This window comes from Bacillus sp. FSL R7-0646, assembly GCF_037969865.1.
Classification (GTDB): Bacteria; Bacillota; Bacilli; order Bacillales; family Bacillaceae; genus Bacillus; species Bacillus licheniformis.
In genome coordinates, this window is the sequence record NZ_CP150217.1 from 4,167,936 (window position 1) to 4,184,571 (window position 16,636).

The 16,636-nt window shown below is 47.1% G+C and carries 18 protein-coding genes; 10 read left to right on the forward strand and 8 right to left on the reverse strand.

The genetic code is table 11. From position 1 onward, the window contains the following. Nucleotides 1-6: 6 nt before the first annotated feature. Nucleotides 7-1,371 (reverse strand): replicative DNA helicase, encoded by a 1,365-nt coding sequence (gene dnaB, locus MKY62_RS21490; protein WP_003177980.1) that lies wholly within the window; start codon nucleotides 1,369-1,371, stop codon nucleotides 7-9. A gap of 193 nt (nucleotides 1,372-1,564) precedes the next feature. Between dnaB and MKY62_RS21495 the strand changes: the two genes are divergently transcribed. Further along, the gene (locus MKY62_RS21495) at nucleotides 1,565-1,762 is read left to right on the forward strand and encodes a DUF2188 domain-containing protein (RefSeq protein WP_003177982.1); all 198 of its coding nucleotides are present in this window, start codon (nucleotides 1,565-1,567) and stop codon (nucleotides 1,760-1,762) included. 37 nt (nucleotides 1,763-1,799) lie between these two features. Here MKY62_RS21495 and MKY62_RS21500 read toward each other — a convergent pair whose 3' ends face one another. Then, the gene (locus MKY62_RS21500; RefSeq protein ID WP_016886318.1) at nucleotides 1,800-2,066 is read right to left on the reverse strand and encodes a hypothetical protein; all 267 of its coding nucleotides are present in this window, start codon (nucleotides 2,064-2,066) and stop codon (nucleotides 1,800-1,802) included. Nucleotides 2,067-2,160: 94 nt separating this feature from the next. Here MKY62_RS21500 and MKY62_RS21505 point away from each other — a divergent pair, with 94 nt between their 5' ends. The 7 genes from MKY62_RS21505 to nagE all read left to right on the forward strand — a co-directional run bounded on the left by MKY62_RS21505 (nucleotide 2,161) and on the right by nagE (nucleotide 8,697). Then, nucleotides 2,161-2,298 carry a YycC family protein gene (locus tag MKY62_RS21505; RefSeq protein ID WP_009330022.1) on the forward strand — a complete coding sequence of 46 codons (138 nt, stop codon included), beginning with the start codon at nucleotides 2,161-2,163 and terminating at the stop codon, nucleotides 2,296-2,298. A 70-nt stretch (nucleotides 2,299-2,368) separates the two neighbouring features. Next, on the forward strand, nucleotides 2,369-3,574 hold the full coding sequence (locus MKY62_RS21510; RefSeq protein ID WP_003177989.1) for an MFS transporter: 1,206 nt from the start codon (nucleotides 2,369-2,371) through the stop codon (nucleotides 3,572-3,574). A gap of 132 nt (nucleotides 3,575-3,706) precedes the next feature. After that, a complete protein-coding gene (nagA, locus tag MKY62_RS21515; RefSeq protein WP_009330024.1) occupies nucleotides 3,707-4,957 on the forward strand; it encodes an N-acetylglucosamine-6-phosphate deacetylase in 1,251 nt (416 codons plus the stop codon). Then, the gene (gene nagB / locus MKY62_RS21520; protein ID WP_009330025.1) at nucleotides 4,954-5,700 is read left to right on the forward strand and encodes a glucosamine-6-phosphate deaminase; all 747 of its coding nucleotides are present in this window, start codon (nucleotides 4,954-4,956) and stop codon (nucleotides 5,698-5,700) included. Before nagA ends, nagB begins: the two co-directional genes overlap by 4 nt. Beyond that, a complete protein-coding gene (locus tag MKY62_RS21525) occupies nucleotides 5,697-6,428 on the forward strand; it encodes a GntR family transcriptional regulator (protein ID WP_003177996.1) in 732 nt (243 codons plus the stop codon). The genes nagB and MKY62_RS21525 overlap by 4 nt, the downstream gene beginning before the upstream one ends. Next, nucleotides 6,425-7,321, forward strand: coding sequence for an N-acetylmuramic acid 6-phosphate etherase (gene murQ / locus MKY62_RS21530; protein ID WP_009330026.1), 897 nt, complete (start codon nucleotides 6,425-6,427; stop codon nucleotides 7,319-7,321). The genes MKY62_RS21525 and murQ overlap by 4 nt, the downstream gene beginning before the upstream one ends. A gap of 2 nt (nucleotides 7,322-7,323) precedes the next feature. Next, nucleotides 7,324-8,697: an N-acetylglucosamine-specific PTS transporter subunit IIBC gene (nagE, locus tag MKY62_RS21535; RefSeq protein WP_003178000.1), complete on the forward strand. Its 1,374-nt coding sequence runs from the start codon at nucleotides 7,324-7,326 to the stop codon at nucleotides 8,695-8,697. 36 nt (nucleotides 8,698-8,733) lie between these two features. On the opposite strand, the gene rplI is transcribed toward nagE, so the two are convergent. From rplI to MKY62_RS21555, 4 genes are all read right to left on the reverse strand, one after another. Continuing rightward, on the reverse strand, nucleotides 8,734-9,183 hold the full coding sequence (rplI, locus tag MKY62_RS21540; protein WP_003178003.1) for a 50S ribosomal protein L9: 450 nt from the start codon (nucleotides 9,181-9,183) through the stop codon (nucleotides 8,734-8,736). Further along, on the reverse strand, nucleotides 9,180-11,162 hold the full coding sequence (locus MKY62_RS21545) for a DHH family phosphoesterase (RefSeq protein WP_009330027.1): 1,983 nt from the start codon (nucleotides 11,160-11,162) through the stop codon (nucleotides 9,180-9,182). The genes rplI and MKY62_RS21545 overlap by 4 nt, the downstream gene beginning before the upstream one ends. A 35-nt stretch (nucleotides 11,163-11,197) precedes the next feature. Next, the gene (locus tag MKY62_RS21550) at nucleotides 11,198-12,127 is read right to left on the reverse strand and encodes a YybS family protein (protein ID WP_009330028.1); all 930 of its coding nucleotides are present in this window, start codon (nucleotides 12,125-12,127) and stop codon (nucleotides 11,198-11,200) included. 213 nt (nucleotides 12,128-12,340) lie between these two features. Then, nucleotides 12,341-12,481 (reverse strand): hypothetical protein, encoded by a 141-nt coding sequence (locus MKY62_RS21555; protein ID WP_003178008.1) that lies wholly within the window; start codon nucleotides 12,479-12,481, stop codon nucleotides 12,341-12,343. A 157-nt stretch (nucleotides 12,482-12,638) separates the two neighbouring features. On the opposite strand from MKY62_RS21555, the gene MKY62_RS21560 reads away from it, so the two are divergent. Beyond that, a complete protein-coding gene (locus tag MKY62_RS21560) occupies nucleotides 12,639-13,115 on the forward strand; it encodes a spore coat protein (RefSeq protein ID WP_009330029.1) in 477 nt (158 codons plus the stop codon). Between the two features lie 42 nt (nucleotides 13,116-13,157). Here the strand turns inward: MKY62_RS21560 and MKY62_RS21565 are convergent, their stop codons facing one another. Together MKY62_RS21565 and MKY62_RS21570 are read right to left on the reverse strand one after the other, a co-directional pair. After that, nucleotides 13,158-13,577: a universal stress protein gene (locus tag MKY62_RS21565; protein WP_003178013.1), complete on the reverse strand. Its 420-nt coding sequence runs from the start codon at nucleotides 13,575-13,577 to the stop codon at nucleotides 13,158-13,160. A 17-nt stretch (nucleotides 13,578-13,594) separates the two neighbouring features. Further along, complete coding sequence (locus MKY62_RS21570; protein WP_003178015.1) at nucleotides 13,595-15,061, reverse strand: SulP family inorganic anion transporter; 1,467 nt, start codon at nucleotides 15,059-15,061, stop codon at nucleotides 13,595-13,597. A 215-nt stretch (nucleotides 15,062-15,276) separates the two neighbouring features. On the opposite strand from MKY62_RS21570, the gene MKY62_RS21575 reads away from it, so the two are divergent. Further along, nucleotides 15,277-16,578, forward strand: coding sequence for an MFS transporter (locus tag MKY62_RS21575; RefSeq protein ID WP_009330030.1), 1,302 nt, complete (start codon nucleotides 15,277-15,279; stop codon nucleotides 16,576-16,578). Nucleotides 16,579-16,636 lie beyond the last annotated feature (58 nt).

Consider the following 16,636-nt stretch of genomic DNA (forward strand, 5'->3'; position numbering starts at 1 on the left):
AGGGATTTATGCACCAGGCGCAACACCCGCGTCATCAAACCGGCGTTCCAGGTTGACGAACTTATTATATTCTTTTACAAAAGCGAGTGAGACGGTCCCGACCGGGCCGTTCCTTTGTTTTGCAATAATGATTTCAATGATGTTTTTATTCTCAGATTCTTTGTCATAGTAATCATCACGGTACAGGAACGCAACGATATCGGCGTCCTGCTCGATACTTCCCGATTCCCGGATGTCCGACATCATCGGACGCTTATCCTGGCGCTGTTCGACGCCCCGGGAAAGCTGTGAAAGGGCGATGACCGGAACTTCAAGCTCCCTCGCCAGCGCTTTCAGCGCACGGGATATTTCCGATACTTCCTGCTGGCGGTTGTCACTTGATCTGCCGCTTCCTTGGATCAGCTGCAGGTAGTCGATCAAAATCATGCCGAGGCCGTTCTCCTGCTTTAAACGTCTGCACTTGGAACGGATTTCGCTGACGCGGATTCCCGGTGTGTCATCGATGAAAATTCCGCTGTTTGATAAGCTTCCCATCGCCATTGTCAGCTTGCCCCAATCCTCTTCCGTCAGGTTTCCGGTCCGGAGATTCTGGGCGTTGATGTTGCCTTCCGCACAGAGCATCCGCATGACCAGCTGCTCGGCGCCCATCTCAAGGCTGAAGATCGCGACGCTTTCATCGGTTTTCGTCGCCACGTTTTGGGCGATGTTTAAGGCAAAAGCGGTTTTGCCGACTGACGGACGGGCGGCTACGATGATCAAATCGTTTCTTTGAAAGCCCGCCGTCATCCTGTCAAGCTCGGTAAAACCTGTCGGAATCCCGGTGATGTCCCCTTTTCTGTTGTGGAGCTGTTCAATATTATCGTAGGTTTGAACGAGAACATCTTTAATATTTTGAAAGGCCCCGGAGTTTTTGCGCTGGGCGACTTCCATAATCGTTTTTTCTGCTTCGCTTAAGAGGTCTTCGACTTCATCCTCCCTTGTATATCCGTCTTGGGCAATCGTCGTTGCTGTACGGATCAAGCGGCGGAGAATCGATTTTTCTTCCACGATTTTTGCATAATACTCTATATTAGCCGCAGTCGGCACAGAATTTGCAATATCCGTCAAATAAGAAATGCCGCCAACCTCTTCCAAAAGGTCCGTGTTCGCAAGCTCTGATGTCACCGTCACCAGGTCTACAGGCTCGCCGCGGTCTCCAAGAACAAGCATGGCGTTAAATATTTTTTGGTGCGACATTCTGTAAAAATCATCTGGAATCAAGACTTCTGACGCCAAAGTTAAAGCTGATGGTTCTAAAAAAACAGCACCTAACACGGCCTGTTCGGCTTCGATATTTTGCGGCGGCAGCCTGTCATTCAGAAGATCTGTCATGTTAAGCACCGTCCTCCCATTTAAAAATAACCCAACGTCTATTTTACCATTTTTACAGAAAAAAAATAGACTCTTGCAGAATCGCATGTTGTAGAAATATTTTCATAGAAAGGGAGAACAGCTGTCGGAATGTTTGCTTCCCTGATCTATACGGGAAACAAATCAGTAAACAAGTTTCGGGAGGTTGTTTTTCATGAAGGTTTATACGGTATCACCAAATGCCGAGACAGACGGGTGGTTTTTGAAACTGGAAGATACGGCGCCTGTTGAGCTTTATGATACAAGGACAGAGGCCGTGGAAAAAGGAGAAGAGATGGCGAAAGAGAACCGTCCTGCGAAGCTTGTCATCTATGACCGGCAGGACAACAAAGAAGACGAACGGTCTTATTAAACACCTCGGCCGAGGTGTTTTTTTAAAGATTCCACAATTAATCCACCCGGCTGTTCCAACTGTTTTTCAAGGGAATGCTGACCATCAAATCGGTCGCATGTTGGTACAAATCCCATTCTTCATAGGCCGCAAATTTCATCCGCAGCGTTTGCAGCACATTGCGCATATCTTTGTACTCTTCAAATGTGTAAAGCCCTTTTGCTCTGATCTGCTGTTCATACAATTTCTTTTTCAGCTCCGATATCGTCGATTTCAAGACGATCACCTCCGCTTTATTTATATCGCTTTTTTCTTTTTCTTCCAACTCACTTGTCATATGATGTTACAATATATATTGGAGTCAATATTCACTGTTGCGTACTCTGCGCGCTGGGGTACAATATAAAATGGAGGACTTTATGAAACCTTTACAAATTTCTGCCGAAACGGCGCAAAAACTTTCGGAAACCTTAAATCTTCCTCTTGAACAAATCATGCATTTGCCGCAGCATATCCTGCTTGCGAAAATTGCCGAAATTCAGAAGAAAGATCAATAGTAACCTTGGATGATGGTCCGGGTTTCTTTTTCATGTCACTTTTCCACCTGGAAGCAAAGGAGAATACAGCATGCATTACATTGACGCTCGACGCGCCCGTTTGAACAATATCTTTTTGATTGCAGGAATCATATTTATCGCTTTTAATTTAAGACCGGCTATTACAGCTGTCGGGCCATTGATCAGTTCGATCCGCTCGGATATGGATTTGACGAACGGCATGGCCGGCTTCTTGACGACGCTGCCGCTGTTATCGTTCGCCGTCCTGTCCCCGGTCGCCCCTAAGCTCGGACAGAAGCTTGGCAATGAGAGAACCCTCTGGGTCGGATTGGTCATCTTATTGATCGGAATTTTGCTGCGCTCTTACGGAGAATCTATTACATTATTTGCAGGAACCGCATTGATCGGAGTCGGCATCGCAATCTGCAATGTGCTGCTGCCCAGCCTGATCAAACATAAATTTCCTGACAAAGCGGGAATTATGACAAGTTTCTATACAACAGCCATGTCGATTTTTGCGGCGCTCGCATCAGGGATCAGCATTCCGTTGTCGCACGGCTTAGCGTGGGGATGGAGCGCGTCGCTCATGGTTTGGGCGGGCCTCGCGTTTGTTGCGATTTTGATCTGGGTTCCCCAGCTCCGCTATCATGATACGGGAAACCGCACGGTCAGCTTAAAGGCAGACGGCCAAACGGTCTGGCGCTCGAAAATTGCCTGGCAGGTCACATTCTTTATGGGCATACAGTCGTTTTTGTTTTACTGCACGATCGCCTGGCTGCCTGAAATTCTCCGCTCGCACGGGATGAGCATGTCGCTTGCCGGCTGGATGCTGTCGCTGATGCAGTTTGCCAGCCTCCCGTCGACATTTTTGACTCCGGTTCTCGCCGGGCGGTTTCAAAACCAGAAAAGCATCGTGCTCGCCCTCGGCATCCTATACTTGGCGGGGATGTCAGGGCTATTGTACGGAGGCAGTACAGCGATGCTGACGCTATGGGTCATTTTAATCGGAATTGGACAAGGGTCCAGCATCAGTTTAGCCTTGACTTTAATCGGGCTGAGAAGCGAAAATGCCGATCAAGCCGCGGCATTATCAGGGATGTCGCAATCCGCCGGATATTTGCTGGCAGCGATTGGTCCAAGCTTTGTCGGTTTTCTTTACGATCACATGCACTCATGGAACGGACCGATTTTACTGTTCATCGGCGCGCTGGTCGCTTTGATCGGTGCAGGACTCGGTGCGGGAAGAAATCAATATATCTATGCTAAAGCAGCATAACGAAGCCGGCAGATAAGCCGGCTTTTTTTTTGGAATATAACCTGACAAACCAGCGGCCAAATAAACCGTGATGCCGTATGATCAGATTTGACAAAAATAATTCACTTATTGGTCTAGACAACTAGAGTTGTAATGTTCTATACTGATGATAACGTTTTCAAGAAAGGACTTTTGACTGTGAAAACCAAACCATCTCAACGCTATATTTTTAAACATCTTCATATTTACAGTGAAAATGGAATGATAGAAGACGGTTTTCTTCTGACGAATGGAGAAAAAATCGAGGCTTACGGACCAATGGCTGATATTCCAGCTTCCGCACAAACGGCAGAACAGCTGACATTTCCGGAGAACTTCAAAGTGCTGCCGGGCATGATCGATGTCCACATTCACGGGGCAAACGGCGCAGATGTCATGGACGGAACAGCCGAGGCTTTGCAAACAATGGCTGAAGCCCTGCCGAAAGAAGGAACGACAAGCTTCCTGGCGACGACGATGACCCAAGATAAAGCCACGATCGAGCATGCGCTGGCAAACGTTCACCGGTATAAGGAAGCCGGCGGACGGCCCGGAACAGCCGAAGTATTAGGCGTTCACTTAGAGGGCCCTTTTATTTCAGAAAAGCGGTGCGGCGCCCAGCCGCCGGATGACATTATAGCGCCGGATCTTTCGTTATTTAAAGAATGGCAGCGCATCTCAGGGAATAACATTAAATTAGTCACACTTGCGCCAGAGCTGGAAGGGTCTTTGGAACTAATTTCCTTTTTGAAGGAAACAGGGGTCATCGCATCCGCAGGCCATTCCGACGCCGGACTCAAAGAGATGGAAGCCGGGATTAAGGCCGGCCTCTCCCATGTCACCCATTTGTTCAACGGCATGCGGGGGCTGCACCACCGCGAGCCGGGGACTGCCGGTAGCGCTCTTCTGCATGATGAACTGAAGGCTGAAGTCATTGCCGACGGCATCCATGTTCACCCTGCCGTCATCAAGCTGGCATTTCAGCAAAAACAGAAAGAAGGCATCATTTTAATTACGGATGCCATGCGCGCAAAATGCTTGAAAAATGGAACCTATACATTAGGCGGACAGGAGGTGTTCGTAAAAGGCGATAAAGCCGTTTTACGGGATGGTACGCTTGCCGGCAGCATCTTGAAGATGAACCAGGCTGCACTGAACATGATGGATTTTACGGGATGTTCACTCGAAGATATCGTCTACATGACAGCAGTCAATCCTGCCAGACAGCTTCATATTTATGACCGGAAAGGCAGCATACGGAGCGGGAAAGATGCCGATTTGATCATTTTAAATGAAAAAAATGAAGTTGTGATGACGCTTTGCAAAGGCGTGATTGCTTTCAGCAAAAGGGAGGTTTCACCATGAAGATCATTGAAGCTAAAGATTATCAGGACATGAGCCAATCAGCCGCCCGATTCATCATCGAGCAAGTGAATCGCTTATCTGCACCTGTTCTCGGCCTTGCAACCGGAGGAACGCCTCTCGGCACATATCAGGTTTTAAGGGAAGATCATGCGCGTAATAAAACGACTTACAAGCACGTCTATACTGTTAACTTAGACGAGTATGTCGGCGTTTCCCCGGATCATGAAAACAGCTATACATTCTATATGAAAAAACAGCTTTTCGATCACATTGACATCCCGCTCAGCCACACCCATCTTCCGAACGGGATGGCTTGTGACCTGGATGCCGAATGCAGCCGCTATGAAGCGCTGATCGAGCGGCTTGGAGGCATTGATCTTCAAGTGCTCGGCCTCGGCTTGAACGGCCACATCGGATTTAACGAGCCGGGCACCCCATTTTCATCGAAAACGCATACGGTTGAACTGACACAATCAACGAAAGAAGCCAATGCCCGCTATTTTGATTCCTATGACGCCGTCCCGTCGCAAGCAATAACGATGGGCATTTCCACGATCATGAAAAGCAAGCAGATCCTGCTGCTCGTTTCAGGAGAGAAAAAAGCCGGCATCTTGGCGAAGCTGCTCACTGAAGAACCAAATGAAGACACCCCCGCTTCCGTCTTAAAAACGCACCAAGACGTCGTCATCATAGCGGACAGCGATGCTTTATCAATCGTGAAAGAAAGGGGTATGGCCTTTTGATCAAAAAAGATTCCCACATTCCGATTTACTATCAGATTGAGACCGAAATTAAAAAGCTTGCCGAAACAAAAGATTTGAAACCCGGCGACCTCATTCCTTCTGAAAGAGAGTTCGCAGAAAAATATGAGGTGAGCAGGATGACCGTTCGACAGGCGGTTAACAATCTCGTCAATGAAGGCATTCTCGTCCGGCAGCGGGGAAAAGGGACATTTATTGCCGAGCCAAAAATTGAGCAGCCTCTCAAAGGATTGACAAGCTTTTCCGAGGACATGAAATCAAGGGGCATGAGGCCCGGCACGAAAATGCTCGGCTTCGGCGTCATCCCGTGCGACCAGAGCACAGCGCGCAAACTGGAGATACGTGAAGGGGCTTCCGTCTATGAAGTCAAACGGATCCGCCTCGCCGATGACATCCCGATGGCTTATGAAATCTCCTATTTGCCCGCCGACTTCATTAACGGCCTGACCGAAGACATTATGAGCGCATCTTTGTACGACTATGTCGAAAATACGCTCTCCCTTACGATCGACCGGGCCGCGCAAACACTAGAACCGGCGATTGCCTCTCAGGCAGAGAGCGAGCCTCTCGACATAGAGGAAGGCGCACCAGTCCTGCTCATTGAACGCTTGAGCTATTTGGACGACGGCAGACCGTTTGAAGTGGTCAAATCCGTTTACAGAGGCGACCGCTATAAATTCGTCATTGATATGAAGAGGAAAGACCAATGAGGAAGACAGAGAATACGAACGACAAAAGCACAGCACTTGATGAAATGAATGCTTTAGATATCGTCACCTTGATGAATGAGGAGGATCACACAGTCCCTCGCGCCATTACGCCCTGCCTTCCCCTGATCGCTGAAGCGGCGGAGACGATTGTCAGCCGTTTTGAGCAAGGCGGAAGAGTGTTTACCGCAGGCGCCGGCACAAGCGGCAGAATCGCAGTTCTTGATGCCGCGGAACTGCCGCCGACCTTCTCTATTGACGAGAGCCGTTGGACCGGCCTGATCGCCGGCGGATATGACGCAATGTGGATGCCTCTTGAAGAAAATGAAGATGACCGTGAAAAAATCGTCGCTGACCTGAAAGCGCAATCATTCTCGAAAGATGACGTCTTAATCGGAGTCACTGCGAGCGGTTCGACCCCTTATGTCCTCGGCGCTTTATCCTATGCCAAACAGATCGGAGCCGCTTCTGTTTCGATCAGCTGCAACGCGGATACAGAAGCGGGCAAATTAAGCGATATCGCGATTGAGGTTCAAACAGGACCGGAAATTATCCGCGGTTCAACGCGGCTGAAAGCAGGAACCGCTCAGAAAATGATCTTGAACATGCTGTCAACAGCGGCAATGGTGAGGCTTGGCCGCGTCTATCAAAACGAGATGGTGAATATGAGGCTGCTCAATCAAAAATTAGCCGGGCGCGCTGTCACCATTCTGATGAATACCACCGGGTTATCGGAGGATGAGGCTCTGCAAGCTTTAAAAGAAAGCGGCAATGACATCAAGGCAGCGATCTTTATGACGTTGACAAACGGAACGCTTGAAGTTGCCCGCCGCTGTTTATCCCATGAAAATGGACATTTGAAAAAAGCGATTCAATATCATCGAAAGGGGTTTTAACTATGTTGGGATTTCTTCAAAATATCGGCCGCGCGCTCATGCTGCCGATTGCCGTTCTTCCTGCTGCGGGCCTCCTGCTCGCACTGGGACGGGAAGACCTGTTAAACATTCCGTTTATCGCTGCTTCAGGACAATCAATTCTTGACCAACTTCCGATTATCTTTGCGATAGGCGTTGCGATCGGATTGTCAAAGGATGGCCACGGGGCCGCCGCTCTGTCCGGAGCCATCGGTTATTTTGTCCTGACAGGCGGCTTAGCAGCCATCAATAAGGACCTGAACATGGGAGTTCTCGGCGGGATTATTGCAGGCGTTGTCGCCGCCGTCATGTATAACCGCTTTAAAGATGCAAAGCTGCCTGACTGGCTCGGTTTCTTCGGCGGAAAACGCAGTGTTCCGATTATGACAGCCTTCTGTTCCATCATTCTTGCAGGCATTTTCGGCTTCGTCTGGATTTATGCACAGCAGGCAATTGACGCCATTGGAGGATGGATCATTCATGCGGGGGCATTAGGGGTCGGGATATTCGGTCTTTTAAACAGGCTGCTTTTGCCGCTCGGCCTTCATCACATCTTAAACAACATGGTCTGGATGGTCTTTGGAGAATTTGCAGGCAAAACGGGTGACATGAACCGGTTCTTTGCCGGAGATCCAAGCGCCGGCGCCTTTATGACAGGGTTCTTCCCGATCATGATGTTCGGTCTTCCTGCGGCGTGTCTGGCGATGATTGCCGCTGCGAAAAAGCATCGCCGCAAAGCAACGGCCGGGTTGCTGATCGGATTGGCGTTCACATCATTTTTAACCGGAATCACAGAGCCGATTGAGTTCACATTCATGTTCCTGTCGCCGCTTCTCTTCGGTATTCATGCCTTGTTAACCGCAAGCGCCATGACCGTGACCAATATGCTCGGCATCCATCACGGCTTTACCTTTTCAGCCGGGACGATCGACTATCTCTTAAACTTTGGAATCGCCACAAAGCCGCTGCTCTTGCTTCCGCTTGGTCTTGTTTACGGCATTATTTATTTCATCATCTTTTATTTCTTGATAACGAAGCTCAATTTGAAAACGCCTGGACGAGAAGATGACGATGAGCAGGAAAACACCGCTGTCAGCCCTGACACAGGATCGTCTAAATACGAAACCCTTGCGGACAAATACATCGAAGCGCTTGGCGGAAAAGAAAACATCGAGACGCTGAACAACTGCGTGACCCGCCTCCGCCTCAAGGTCCGCGATGCTTCCAAGCTGGATGAAAGCGCGATGAAATCCATGGGAGCGAAGGGATTCGTCAAGCTCAATCAGCACGAGGTGCAGGTGATCATCGGTACAGACGTCGAATTCTTGGCGAATGAAATGAGAAAACGTACGGAATAAAAGATAAGCCCCTTCTGAGGAAGGGGCTTTGTTACTTTATGATTGCTCTTTCACGTGAACTTTCAGTGTTGCTTGTACTTCCGGATGGAGCTTCACGGGAACATTCGTATATCCCAATGAGCGAATCGCATCGTTTAATTCGATTTTGCGTTTGTCGACTTTTAACTGATGGCCTTTTTGCAGCGCATCTGCAATTTGTTTGCTTGTCACGGAGCCGAATAAACGGCCGCCTTCTCCGGACTTGGCTGAAAGCTCCACCGTAATCTCCTCAAGCTGTTTTTTCAGCTCTTTCGCAGATTTCAGTTCTTCAGCCGCTTCTTTCTTCTCTTTTTTCTTCTGACCTTCAAGCGCGCTGATATTGGCGGATGTCGCTTCAACAGCCAGCCCTTTTTTGATCAAAAAGTTGTGCGCGTATCCATCCGCTACATTTTTCACTTCGCCTTTTTTCCCTTTGCCTTTAACATCCTGTAAGAAAATTACCTTCATTTCTGAATGCCTCCTTCGAAATACTCGTCAATCGCTTCTTTCAGTCGGCGGAGCGTTTCTTCAACCGTGATATCGGTCAGCTGTGTCGCAGCATTGGTTAAATGACCGCCGCCCTCGAGCGCTTCCATAATGATTTGAACATTTACTTCGCCGAGCGATCTTGCGCTGATACATACCGTGTTCTCGTCTCTTCTCGCCACAGCAAATGACGCTTCGACATCGCTCATAGACAGAAGAGAATCCGCGGCTTGTGCAATGATAACCTGGTCAAAGTATTCGTCCGCCTCATCGTCCGGCAGCGATGCAATGGCGATGCCGTTTTGATAAAAAACGGTATGCTGGATAAGCTTCGCCCTTTTAATATAATGATCGGCCGTTTCTTTTAAAAACTTTTGCACCAATACAGTGTCAGCGCCTTTTGCGCGCAGATAAGACGCCGCATCGAACGTACGGGAGCCGGTGCGCAGCGAGAAGCTCTTCGTATCGACAATAATCCCGGCCAAAAGAGCTGTTGCTTCGATCATGTTGATTTTTAAGCGCTTCGGCTGGTATTCGAGCAGCTCTGTCACAAGCTCCGCTGTAGATGAAGCGTACGGCTCCATATAGACAAGCAGCGGGTCTTTAATAAACTCTTCCCCTCTTCTATGATGATCGATAACGACGATATTTTCAATTTTATTGACCAGCCTTTCTTCAATGACAAAAGAAGGCTTATGCGTATCAACGATCACGAGCAGCGTGTCGTCTTTTGCGATCTCAAGCGCCTCTTCCGGCGTAATAAACCTGGACCACAGTTCTTCGTATTTTTTAATCTCCCCGATCAGTCTTTGAACACTTGAACCGATCTGATTGGAGTCGATCACGACAAAGCCGTCTTTGCCGTTTGCCTGTGCGACCTTCAAAATCCCGATGGCTGATCCGATCGAATCCATATCGGGAAACTTATGACCCATGATTATCACATTGCTGCTTTCAGAGACAATCTCCTTGAGCGCGTGTGAAATGACCCGGGCTCTGACGCGCGTCCGTTTTTCCATAGGATTCGTCTTACCGCCGTAAAACTTCACTTTCCCGTTCGGCTGCTTGATTGCCACCTGATCTCCTCCGCGTCCCAGCGCCAAGTCAAGGCTGGATTGCGCCAAATCGCCGAGCTCTTTCAACGAGGCAACAGATGCACCGATTCCGATGCTTAACGTCAAGGAAATGGTATGAACGGATGTCTTCTCCCGAACTTCATCAAGAATCGAAAACTTTGATGCTTCTAGCTCGCTTAAAATATGTTCGTTTAATACGCCGATGAACCGCTCAGAGGAAACCCGTTTTAAGAAAATGCCGTACTCTTGGGCCCACTGGTTCAAAAGCGATGTTACTTCACTGTTTATCGAGCTTCTGGTCTGGTCATCAAGCCCTTGCGTCACATCGTCGTAATTATCGAGAAAGATGTAGGCAAGAACCGTTCTTTCATTTTCGTATTGTTTTTCAATCTGCGTCTGCTCTGTGACATCAAAGAAATAAAGCAGCTTTTCTTCCCGTTTGATGACCACATTAAATTTCCGCTCATTCAGCGTAATCGTTTCTGTGTCCACTTCCTGCTTAATCAAAGGGACGACAGATTCACAAGTATCATAAAGCGACCGGCCGACGAGCGTATTTTCATTAAAGCATGACGCCATAAAAGGATTGGCCCACTCGATATAGTACTGATCGTTAAACAGCATGATCCCGATCGGCATTTCAAGCAGCGCCTCTTCTCCGACTTTTTTCAGACGATAAGACAGCGTCGATATATAATCGTCCAGCTCTTTTCTGATTTGGGAGTCGGCCCGCTTCAAAAAGTACAAAATGACACCCAGAATCAGAACGCCGGCCGCCCCTGCCACCCAATTAAAATAAATGTTGATGAGGACAGAAATGATTGTGACGACGATTAAAGAATATATGGGATATCGAAATAACGGTTTTTCATAAAAACTTGGCACTCAAATCAACTCCTCACCATTGGAGAACATCGCGGCTACGATTTTTTCACTCTTTCTCTCAAGTTAAAGCCTATATCAATTATACCTAAGATGCGAACAAGGTACAGCAGGGGCGAAAACAACCCGATAATTAAAAAAAGAACCGGCAGGACAGTTGGCAGTTTCTTGGCATGGCAAAAGTAAAACACAAATGAAAACCCTTGGATGACCAAGACAAAGCCCATGATGAGACTCGCATTTAACAGAACAGAGTAATATACACTGCCCTCTTCAACGGGAGCCAGCGACAGAAGAATCGTCAACAAATAGATCCAAATAATGCTTTGCGGAAGTCTCATATCCCTGAACGGTTTCAGAGACGGTATTTGTATGATGCGCCGAAGCACCGGCTTTGCGAGCAGATGATTCAAAAACGCAGTGATTCCGGAAAATATCACAATGGCCGTTGGATATAAATATTGCGCCTGTTTGAATTGCTCATTTAACAATTCAATCTGCTTAGCCACTTCTTTATCATTTCCAAACTGTTTGATACTCGATTCAAAGGTTTTGAATGTTTCATTATATGCTTGATTGGCCGTCTCTATTAAGTTTAATCCAAGAAACTGAACGCTGATGATAAGCAGCAGGACGAACGAAACCATATATGTAACGGCTGCTGCAGCAATCGCTTGGGCCGGCTCTTTTCTTCTGTAGTAAAAGCCCATGATCACGCCCGCGGCACTTACTGGAATAGCAAACATCAGTCCGCCTAAGGAACCGGCAATCAATGAAACGGGTAAACTGACCAACCCCACCGAAATCCCCGGCTTTAGACCGTGCCTGATCGTTTGAACCATTGCAGGCAGCGGCAGCGTCAATAAAAGAATGGTTCCGATGAAAGGAATATAGAGGCTGATCATCAGCAAAACGGCAAAAATACTGACCATGATAGCGCCTTCTACTAAAGCTCTTGTTTGTTTCACTTGTTCACCTCGTATGTTGAAATGTCATGAATCAAAAAGAGCAGCATAGACGACTGCTCTTTTCTAACGTCGCAATTTCATTTTCAAATAAAGACGATGAGATGAGCAGGTCTCGGCCTTCTCTCATTGTTTCTTTATTCTAACATAAGGTCAAATCGCAAGTAAAACGATCATAAGGCTTGAAAGCGAGCGAATGTTCCATGTGAAACAGTGTCAGTCGAGAAACCCCGATTTTTCTTTATTTTTCTTTCTCGCCTTTCTGATCAGCAACAATATAATCAAAACTGCGACCAGAAGCGTCACGCGAAGCCCTCCGCTCAAAAATAGAAAAAAGTCCTTCAACATATCCAACACATTGATCACCTCTCACTGTTGTCACTTAGATGCAAAAATCCCGTATTATTTGACTTCCCCTTTCCAAAACGGTCTAAAACGTCCCTCAGATTCTTCTTAACCTTTAGACGGTAATGGGCATATGCTGACTAAGAAAAAGCAATAAAGGAGAATATGAATGACAACAAAAACATTGGCTTGGCATGAAACGTTGGAGTTGCATGAACTAATCGCGGCACAGTCTGTCGGATTGGTGAAGATCAAGAAAAGCATGAAGAAAATCAGCGACCCTCAGTTAAGACAGCTTTACAGCGTGTCAGCAAAAGCATTGGAGCAAAATTTAAGAGAGCTTCTTCCCTTTTTGCCAAAAGCTCCAGCATTTCAGCGGGAGGATGAACGGGCTGACTTGTATTTTGATGCGGGTGATCTGTTGGTGCTGGCGAAAACGACCGTTCGAAACTATGCGATTGCGATCACGGAAACGGCGACGCCCGAGCTCAGGAGAGTGCTTGTTAAACAAATCAATGCGGCCATTAAGTTGCATGAACAAGTTTTTTATTTTATGTACCAAAGAGGCTTATATCCCGCCTATAACCTCGTCGACCTGCTAAAAGGCGACGCCATGCATGCGCAAAAAGCGATATCGATGAGATAAAAAAGCCAGCGAGGATAGAATCCTCACTGGCTCTGTTTTTTGCTATTTTACGATTAAAACCGGACACTTCACTCTTTTCGCCACTTTATGGCTGACACTTCCGAGCACCATTTCCTGCAAAGTGTTCAGCCCCCTGCTTCCGATAATCACGATATCAACATCATGATGGTTGGCGTACGATACAATGGCCGGGCCCGGATCCCCGTGCTGCATCGTCATTTGATAGGGAACGGCCGCCTGTTTTAATTTATTTTCTATCGACAGCAGCCTGCTGCGCCGTTCGCGTTCGAGTTCTGTACGGTTTTCGCTATGCAGGACTTCATGTTTTGCTCTCGCATAATCCAATACATAAATCATGTCGACGACCGCTTCGTTTGACATGGAAGCCAGATGAATCGCATGATCGGCAGCTCTTTCAGAATGCTTGGAACCGTCAGCAGCCAGCAGTATATGTCTATACACCCTTCATCACCCGTTTCTTAGTGATTTGACACTGAACGATGAGGTTGATCATAGGTTGCTAATTTTTCGACCAGCTTCCAGCTGGATTCATTTAATCCAATCAAGTCAACATCTATTCCTTGCTCTTTCATTTTCAAAACGACTTTATCGATAGCCGCCACAGCGGAATCATCCCATATATGGGCCTCAGAAAAATCAAGAATGACCTTTTTCGTTTGCTCTCCCGTTTTAAAGGAGTTTACGAAATCTTGAACCGATGCAAAGAAAACTTGTCCTTTGATGATGTACTTGACCGCGTTTTCTTCTGACTTTTCTTCAATTTTTAGTTTGGAGATTTTCGCTACGAAGAAGATTGCGCTTAAAATCACGCCGGCGAAAACCCCTTTTGATAAATCGTGGGTGGCCACAACGGTAACGACGGTTACAATCATGACAATGGAATCCGTCAGCGGCACCTTTCTTAACATGCTAAACGAAGACCAGTCAAACGTCCCGATCGATACCATAATCATCACGCCAGCCAAAGCTGCCATCGGAATTTGTACGACCCAGTCGCCCAGCACCATGATTAAAAACATTAAGAAGACACCGGCAACAAAGGTGGACAAGCGGCCTCTTCCTCCTGATTTTACATTGATCACAGACTGGCCGATCATCGCGCATCCCGCCATGCCTCCGAAAAAACCGGCGACAATGTTGGCGATGCCCTGTCCGCGGCTTTCCCTGTTTTTGTCGCTTTCCGTATCCGTCATATCATCAACAATAGAAGAGGTTAATAATGACTCAAGCAAGCCAACGATGGAAAGCGCAAAGGCTGTTGGAAAAATAATGGCCAATGTCTCAAAATTGAAAGGAATATTGGGAATCATAAAGGCAGGCAATGATTGCTTCATTTCTCCCAAATCACCGACAGTGCGCAGATCAAAATGACCGAAAATGGCAAATACAGTCATCGCAATAATGGCAACAAGTGCAGATGGAACGGCTTTTGTAAAGCGGGGAAGAACATAGATAATCAACAACGTAATACCGGCCACAACATACGTCATATTCGAAACTCCAACAAAATGAGGAACCTGCGCCATAAAGATTAAAATGGCCAGCGCATTTACGAAACCTACCATAACCGACCGCGGAATAAATTTCATAAAGCGCGCAATCTTCAGCACCCCAAATATTAATTGGATGATTCCCGTTAAAATCGTAGCAGCAAATAAATAATCAAGCCCGTGATCTCTGACCAAAGTTCCCATCAAAAGAGCCATCGCCCCGGTCGCGGCTGATATCATCGCCGGACGGCCGCCCGTAAAGGAAATGACAACGGCGATACAAAAAGATGCGTACAAACCTACCATCGGGTCTACACCCGCAATGATGGAGAACGCTATGGCTTCAGGAATGAGAGCAAGCGCTACGACGATACCCGAAAGGATATCCCCCCGTACATTAGAAAACCATTCGCTATTTAATTGTTTAACATTCAAAGATTCAACACCTCGTTCGTGATCATTTGCTTCTAACTCTCATAGAAGCCATCTGTTTTTAACATGTTTCACTTTAGCAAACCTGTATCAAAATGTCTATATGGTTTTTTTTGCCGCGGCCGTTTACTCCCCGCACTCCCGTGGAAATAAACACGAAGAAATTAAGAATGTAATTTTGAAAAGAGTCCAATCTAAGGATTAGAGGGGGTTTCAACATGGCGCAAGAGCTGGAAAAACGGCCGGGGCATACAAGATGGTATATTTCTTCTTTATTAAGCAGCATGATCATTTTAAATTACTTTGACCGTGTTGCCATTTCAGTCGCAGCTCCTGCGATACAGGATTCCTTTCAATTGACGGCAACCCAATTAGGCATCGTCTTTTCCATCTATACCTACTCATACACGCTGATGCAGATTCCGGTGGGGAGTCTCTTGGATAAGTACGGCGTTGCCTGGGTGACAAGGGTCGGAATGACCTTGTGGAGTTTTCTAACCATTATATTGGCTTTTTTACAGGGAAAACTGCTTCTTTATATTGTCAGATTTTTAATCGGGCTGACGAGTGCTTCAGCTTTTCCTGCCGCATCCAAAGCAACGGCCTTATGGTTTCCGCCTAATGAGCGCGGCCTTGCCAATTCCTTGTTTGACTCGGCAGCCAAGTTCGCGAATGTCATCGGCGCGCCTCTCGTAGCCTTTTTAGTTACGACATTCGACTGGCGAGCCGCTTTTTTAACGATCGGAATCATTAATGTACTGTTCACCGTATTTTTCTGGTTGTATTATGAACAGCCCGATCGGCACAAACGAATCTCAAAGGAAGAGCTCCATTATATTCAAAAGCATAATGCCGTATCAGAGGAAGATATCTCGGAACGGACGCTTATTGCTTTAAAAGCGATGCTGACAAACCGTAAAGTATGGGGGCTGATGATCGGATTTACGGGTTACGGCTATACATTCAACCTGCTCTTAACCTGGCTGCCGACCTTCTTTAAAGAAACATACGGAATGGACATTATGTCCTCAGGGCTGTTTACAGCGGTTCCCTGGCTGATATCGACGGTTTCCGGAATCGTTGTGGGCGGATGGCTCGTCGATTTTTTAATTCAAAAGGGGCATTCGAATACAAAGGTATACCAGACCATTATCGTAATCGGCATGAGCCTTGGATTTGCCTTTCTGGGAGCTGTTTTCACGCACAACATCACGATTGCGATCATTTGCATTTCCGTCGGCTTAGCCGGAATATCTGCGACCGCGCCTATCGGCTGGTCGATATCAGCCGATATTGCACCGGTTGGTTCCATCTCTCTGCTCAGTTCAATGGTCAATTTGGCAAATAACTTATTCGGAGGGATTATCGCGGTTTCATTAACGGGCTATCTGGTCGATGTGACCGGTTCATTTACGCTCAGCTTTTTAGTAGCCGGATTTGTATTACTGCTCGGGCTCGTGTTCTACCTCGCAGTCCTCGGCGATATAAAGCGAATTCGTATTGGCAAGCAGAAAACCTGAATGCTGAAGGAAACGACCCGGCTTTTGATAAATAAAAAAAGAACAAGACCGCATTGGG